General features: G+C 42.5%; 5 protein-coding genes. 3 read left to right on the top strand and 2 right to left on the bottom strand.

Annotated features, from left to right (window positions below):
• Positions 1-467 precede the first annotated feature (467 nt).
• Positions 468-593 carry a hypothetical protein gene (locus I2503_RS09825; protein ID WP_282097654.1) on the bottom strand — a complete coding sequence of 42 codons (126 nt, stop codon included), beginning with the start codon at positions 591-593 and terminating at the stop codon, positions 468-470.
• 257 nt (positions 594-850) lie between these two features.
• A complete protein-coding gene (recX, locus tag I2503_RS08690; protein ID WP_196967695.1) occupies positions 851-1,648 on the bottom strand; it encodes a recombination regulator RecX in 798 nt (265 codons plus the stop codon).
• A gap of 37 nt (positions 1,649-1,685) precedes the next feature.
• On the opposite strand from recX, the gene rlmD reads away from it, so the two are divergent.
• The 3 genes from rlmD to I2503_RS08675 all read left to right on the top strand — a co-directional run.
• Positions 1,686-3,050, top strand: coding sequence for a 23S rRNA (uracil(1939)-C(5))-methyltransferase RlmD (gene rlmD, locus I2503_RS08685; protein WP_196967694.1), 1,365 nt, complete (start codon positions 1,686-1,688; stop codon positions 3,048-3,050).
• Positions 3,047-3,298, top strand: coding sequence for a DUF1912 family protein (locus tag I2503_RS08680; protein ID WP_196092150.1), 252 nt, complete (start codon positions 3,047-3,049; stop codon positions 3,296-3,298). Before rlmD ends, I2503_RS08680 begins: the two co-directional genes overlap by 4 nt.
• A gap of 238 nt (positions 3,299-3,536) precedes the next feature.
• The coding region (locus I2503_RS08675) for a MucBP domain-containing protein (protein ID WP_196967693.1) at positions 3,537-6,853 on the top strand (3,317 nt) is incomplete at its 3' end.

Below are 6,853 nucleotides of genomic sequence, written 5' to 3'. Positions count from 1 at the left end.
ACCACCGTATTCTCCAGAATTAAATCCAATTGAGCAAAGTTGGGCTATTCTAAAAAAATCAGTTACAGAATTACTTCGCAAAATGGACTCTATAACTGATGCAATAACATACTATTTAAAAACTAAAAAACTATAGTACAAGGCAGCGAGTCGCAGGCAGTACTAAAGTACGGCAAGACGAGCTAACACAGTAATAAAAAATAAACTAAAAGAGTATAACACATTCATATTTTGAAATGTAATGAGTATTACCTCAAAAAAGCCTCCCAATGACTAGATCTGATTTCTAGTCATTGGGAGGCTTTTATAGATATCTTTTTTAATAATCAATACCATTGATCGTTAGTGTACTCGAACCAATCATAGGAGAGAATGGATACGAGGTTTCGAATGAAGTTCATTCCTAAAACCGTTGCTGAGGGAATTGTCCCTCAGCAATGATTTAGGTTCTTGGAAAGATTTAGAAATTATTCCTCATCTCCCTCCAATTGAACTTCCCCAATTGTTTCTCCAGAAGTTGCAAGATTTACAACAATATCATTTTGATCAAATGTAACAACTTCTACAAGAGGTGATGTATAGGTGTTTTTCATAGGATTATCCTTTCTAACTTTGTTTGACTTTTATCATAGCACGCCTAAAGAAAGGAGTGCAAAAAATATGCTCAAAAAGGTGGAGAATGATGGAGGGAAGGATTCCAAAAGTGTTATACCGATGACAATTTATCTGATTCCGTCTCGTTCTTTAAGAGGTTGGGGGCTTCTTGAATGGATTCGAGAGGGCGTGCTTGCAAGCAATCAATAGGTTACCGTCAGACTTGACAAGGTTAGATTTTGAAATTGAATGAGTATTAATCGGATTCATCCAGGTCGCGAAGGGTTTGATCGACTTGTTCCTTGATGCGGTTGTACTCAAAACCTTTCCGTAGGAGTGCGTGTGTCAGGGCTTGTTTGAGTTGGAAGCCGTCGTATTTTTTTTGGTAGCGGCGGAGGGCTTTGTTGAGTTCTTTTTCGAGAAGAGTATCCTCGGTTTCGCTGTCTTTCTCCCAGTTTAATTGAGGAAGGACCGAGCGGATAGTCTCGGAGTCAAATCCTTTCTGGTAGAGGGTTTGTTGGAGTTTGATTTTGAGATTGCGGTGGCTCAGTCGTTGGCTGTATTTGCGCTGGAGTTTTTCAGCCTCTTTGAGCGCTAGGGGGGCGAAGTCGAGGTTTTGGAGAGCTTGTGAAATGAGGTCTGGGGAGATCCCTTTTTGTTTGAGTTTTTCTTGTAGTCGGTAGGGGCCTTTGTTGCCAGTTCGGATTTTTCCTTCCAGATAGTTTTGGCAGTAGCGTTGGTCGTTAATCCAGTTGTCGGCCTCCAAATCCTTGAGGATGATGGCGATCTGTGCGGTGGCGATGTCGTATTTGGCAAGATAGTCGTGGACTTCTTTCTTGCTACGGTTTTGGAAGGAGAGGTAGTAGAGGGCCAGGTTTTTACCGTAGGAAATTTGGGCGAAGGCTCGGATTTCTTCCAGTTCGTCACCTGTAACTTCCTTGCCTTGAGATAGGAAGTAGCGGACGATGGTGTCCTCCGTGATGTAGAAGGTTTGCCCGTGATCGGTTTCAAGGAGATAGAGCCGTTTTTTCTTTTCAAGTTTTGTGATTTTCATAGGTCTATTATACCTTTTTTATTGTAAAATAAGGGGTATGAAAGTAAAACAACGAATTCCACTAAAAATAAAACGAATGGGCATAAATGGAGAAGGCATCGGCTTTCATAAGGGGACCTTGGTCTTCGTGCCAGGTGCGCTAAAAGGGGAGGAAGTCTTCTGTCAGATTAGTCGGGTAAAGCCCAATTATGCGGAGGCTCGTCTGCTCAAGGTGAATAAGGCATCCCGTTTCCGGGTAGATCCTGCTTGTCCCATCTATGAAACTTGTGGGGGTTGTCAAATTATGCACCTCCAATACCGCAAACAGCTGGAATTTAAAAAGGATGTCTTGAAACAGGCATTGAAAAAGTTCAAGCCAGAAGGTTATGAAGAGTATGAGCTTCGTCCGACTCTTGGGATGAAGAAGCCGGTGTATTATCGAGGGAAATTGCAATTTCAGACAAGGCGCGTGAAAGATAAGGTGGCTGCGGGTTTGTTCGCTGAGAATTCCCATCGTTTGGTGCCAGTGATGGACTGCCTGGTTCAAGATAAGGTGACGCAAACCATCATCAACCGAACGGCTGAGTTATTGGATGATTTGCAGATACCGGTTTACGATGAACGTAGAGAGCAGGGAGTTCGGACTGTCATGGTTCGCAGGGCTCGTAAAACCGGGCAGGTACATATGATTTTTGTCTTGAGCCGGCGTTTGGACTTGAGCGCAGTGGTCAAGCATTTGACAACTGATTTTCCAGCTATCCGAACGATTGCCATAAACATTCAGGCACGGAAGACCAGTGACATTTATGGAGCCGAGACCGAAATTATTTGGGGACCAGAGCATATCCAGGAAGGGGTGCTGGACTACAGTTTTGAATTGTCTCCACGAGCCTTCTATCAGCTGAACCCTCAGCAGACAGAGGTTCTGTACCAAGAGGCTGTCAAGGCCTTGGATGTTAGGGAGACAGACCATTTGATAGATGCCTACTGTGGTGTGGGAACAATTGGTTTTGCATTTGCGGATAAAGTCGCATCTGTACGTGGGATGGATATAGTACCAGAGGCTATACAAGATGCCAAGGTTAGTGCTAAAAAAATGGGCTTTACCAATACCCATTATGAAGCGGGAACAGCGGAGAGCATTATCCCTCATTGGTATGCTGAAGGCTATCGTGCCGATGCCCTGATTGTGGATCCACCTCGAACGGGTTTGGATGAAAAGCTGTTACAGACGATTTTGAAATTTAAGCCCGAAAAGATGGTTTATGTCTCTTGTAACGTCTCAACACTAGCTCGCGATCTGAAAACCTTGGCAAAAATCTATCAGGTAGACTACATTCAGTCAGTGGATATGTTTCCTCATACTGCTCGAACCGAAGCAGTCGTGAAGTTACAATTAAAAAACAGAGGAGAAACCAAATGAAAGAACAGGAATTTTTAAAGGATATGGAGCAGTGGTTAAAACTACAAGTCACAACCAATGAGATGGCTGTTACCGAAAGTCGTCGTCTTTGGGAGGAGGAAAAAGATGAGATGGCGCGTGATGCCTGGATTCGCTATGAGAGTCGCTTAGATGCATACACCTTTTTATTAGGTAAATTTTTGAGCTTCCATCAAGGCAAGTCCTTTCATGATTTGCCGGATGAATTTTTAGGGAAAAAATATTACTGAGAATATTCCAAAAGATCATGGAAATACCATATTCTTAGGCTTTCTATGTGGTTAGGAATATACTGTCAAATTTAAAGGGAAATGCCATTTATGACACATAAAAACGTGCAACTTTTAAAAGTGCCGTTTTTTTTTTTTTTTTTTTCGTAGCTTATTTTGTAAAAAATGAAAAGGATATATGATATACTCTAAGAGTAAAACTATTTACAAATAAAATAGGAAAGGAATGTATATACACATGAAAAAACGTAAGGGTTTTGATTGGTATTCCAGCAGACAACGCTTCTCGCTAAGGAAATACCATTTCGGCCTAGCTAGCGTTTTCTTGGGTGCCCTGCTTTCGGTAGGGAGTGAGGTAGCTCAAGCTGCAGAGCAAGAAAATTCTAAAGAGGGAACGGAGACCTCAATTGCCGGAACAGAGGCCAGTGGAGAAGATGCTCTACCGGATCCTTTGTTAACGGCTCCAGCCCAGCCCGTGACAGAGGCTAGTAGCACATCGCTTACTGTGACCGAGGTTGAAGTTCAACCCGAAATTTCAACTGCAACTGTGACAGAAGCGAAAGCAGAAGCACCAGTCGTGGAAGAAAAGCAGACAGACGCTGAAAACGTAGCAGATAAAAAAGTCGAGGAGAAATCTACCGATGCTACCGTCGCGCAAAACGACAAGGAAGCCTCAGTAGAAACAGACACTTCTGTGACTCCTGCAAGTGCTTCAACAAGTTCAGCGGTTGTTGCGAATACACCAACAGAACCTGCTGACCGTGTACATGCAAGTACCGAAGAGCATGAAGCTGTACTATCTGATGAAGGAATCGAAGAAGTCATCAGCAATCTCCTAACAGGTGAACGCCTCAAGAACATGTCGCCTCGAGACATTGCGCAACTAGGTGTTTATTCCTTCGGAAATTTCAGAATGACACAAGAGCTCTTCTCACAATTGACAGAGGAGCAGATCCGTGCCCTCACCTTCAACCGCAATTATCAGAAGTATATTAATTCAGCTAGAGGTCCTGGAGCAGGACATGCACCTGGCTTACCATCTGCTTTCAGGGTCACTGAACAAACTAACACTGGTCAGGCGGAGGAAGGGTATGCAATTATGCCACAAACTGCAAATCCACTTCCAACGGATAAAAAAGAGGGACGTTATACCTTCTCTGTGATCCGAAATCGAGTTACTAATGACTACTATGTTTATTCGGCTGATGTTCCACCATTTGCAGATGAGAATGCAACAACAACCAGACCAACCACGGTTTATGTAAGTGTTTTTGATGAAAACTTGAATCAAATTGGTAATACTGAAACATTACCAATGGTGAATGGTACTCGGATTGATGCTTTTAATGGGCGTCCTGGAGGTCCTTACTTTACGGTTACAACGAATAATATCGTTATTAATACAGCGTCTAATCATAATTTACAGCGACTTTATTATTTTGTTGACTCTATTGATCCGAGTGGATCCCCTCAGACAGTTTCTTTACGAGTTCCAAAGTATACCCGTCAAGTGACGAAATATTATGAATATAAAAAAGGGGAAAAGACAACAACACCAGTTCGTGAGGATCATTGGCAAGAAGGTTGGGAAGGCGATGGCTTTACAACGGCTCCACTAGATATTTCTGGATATAAATATGTAGATAAAGAAGAACCTAAAAATAGAAATGGAAATTTAGGAAACCCAGGAGAGCCTAACTATAAAGGTAATGTTGTTGTACAACGTCAGACTTTTGAATCAACAATCAATGGTCAAAAAATTCCGTTAACGCGATACTTGAAGCGAGTCTACCTTGATGATGAGGGTAAAATGGAAGTTACGGCTTACATTCTACCTCGAGCTGTGACAGATAGTGATCCTTCTGCTAAGGACTTCTTTGATAATATCAGTAAATACACAACATATTCTGACAAGATTTACTATCCGTCAGTAATTACTGAAACTGATACTTTACCAGAACAAGCGCAATACGTTTCACGAGATGCTAATGCCTACTACCTTGCTCGTTTGAGAGGGACCAATGATCCCACACCTAAATTCTCTGAGTTTATGAATCTCCCTTCATCTGCAACAATGGTGAGTGGCGATCGGATTAGTCAGGGAATACCAGTTGCAACCAGCAAAAACGATGCTGGGAATAGAGTGGCGTTTGTAAACAATTGGGAGCCATCATCAACCGTTGTCTACTATTATGAAAAGAAAGGGAATGTCTATGTAACCTACAAGGATACTGACGGCAATACTCTTAAGGTTCCTGATGGAGATCAACTTGTTGAGCAGGTGACGGACACCAAGAATGGAGAACTTGACTCCAATTATGACACAGGGGACCATAAGCCGAACACTATTAAGACAGAAGAGGGTAAGACATTCAAGCTTGCTCCGGCTGGAAACTATCCAGTTGGAGAGGTAGATAACAACAACCATTTAACTTCAAGTGCGCCAGCTTCTGGTCAAGTAAAAGAAGAAGACCAAACGGTAACCTACATTTATCAAGAGGTTAAGGGAGATGTTGTTGTTCTTTATCGGACAAAAGATGGAACCCCGATTACGGGAACATCTTCAGATGGTAAGACAATCGGTAGTGTCACAGACACTGAAACCGAGGAAAAACGTGCCTGGGAAGGTGCGGTAGTAGATACCACTGCTACATCAACCGGTACAGATTATACGACAACTGATAACCGTCCTGAAAAAATTACAACTGCTGACGGTAAAGTCTATAAGCGGATTGACGAAGTTGCCGGTACTGAAAATGGTAAAGTTGTCGAAGGGACAACCCGGATTGTCTATTACTATGAACTTCAAAAAGGTTCCGTTCTGGTAGACTATGTGGACACAGAAGGAAATACTCTTCAAGCACAAGTCATCGATGTTAACCAAGAAGATACTGGAACGGACTATGATACTAAAGTCGACAATCGTCCAGCCACCATCACAGCTGCAGACGGTAAGGTTTATGAATTGGTTCCGGCGGGATCCTATCCAGTCGGTACTGTAGGTGAGGATAGCAATCTTACAACGTTAGCGCAAACGGATAAGGATCTTGGAACTGATGCGGTAACAGGTAAAGTAGCTGAAGAAACTAAGAAAATCACCTATGTTTATAAATTAAAAGAAGAGCCTAAGGGTGATGTCGTTGTTAACTATGTTGATAAGAACGGAACTCCAATCAAGGATCCGGTTAAAGATGTAGAAGACGGTGAAGTTGATTCTGATTACAACACCGATGACAAAAAAGACGAAACCATCACAACTGAGGACGGCAAGAAATACAAACTTGTCCCAGCCGGAGACTACCCAGTAGGTAAAGTTGATTCTGACAGCCATTTGGAAAGTAGTGATCCAGTTTCTGGTAAGGTAACAGAAGAAACGAAAGAAGTTACTTATGTTTACCAACAAGTCGGTGGCGAAGTTAACGCTCGCTACGTGATTGAAGGTACAGAAGATGAACTTAAAGATCCAACAGTGGTTAAACCAGAAGACAGCCCAATTGGTGAAGCTTACCAAGGTACGAAACCAGCTGAAATTGAAAAAGACGGCAAAACATACGT

The sequence above is a fragment of the Streptococcus sp. NLN64 genome (genome assembly GCF_015831295.1).
Classification (GTDB): Bacteria; Bacillota; Bacilli; order Lactobacillales; family Streptococcaceae; genus Streptococcus.
This window is presented reverse-complemented; position numbering and strand designations above follow the sequence as displayed.

Bases quoted from the DNA above. Each gene is read 5' to 3' on its own strand.
- recX (WP_196967695.1), bottom strand. From the start codon at position 1,648: ATGAAAATCACAAAACTTGAAAAGAAAAAACGGCTCTATCTCCTTGAA.
- I2503_RS09825 (WP_282097654.1), bottom strand. From the start codon at position 593: ATGAAAAACACCTATACATCACCTCTTGTAGAAGTTGTTACATTTGAT.
- I2503_RS08680 (WP_196092150.1), top strand. From the start codon at position 3,047: ATGAAAGAACAGGAATTTTTAAAGGATATGGAGCAGTGGTTAAAACTA.
- rlmD (WP_196967694.1), top strand. From the start codon at position 1,686: ATGAAAGTAAAACAACGAATTCCACTAAAAATAAAACGAATGGGCATA.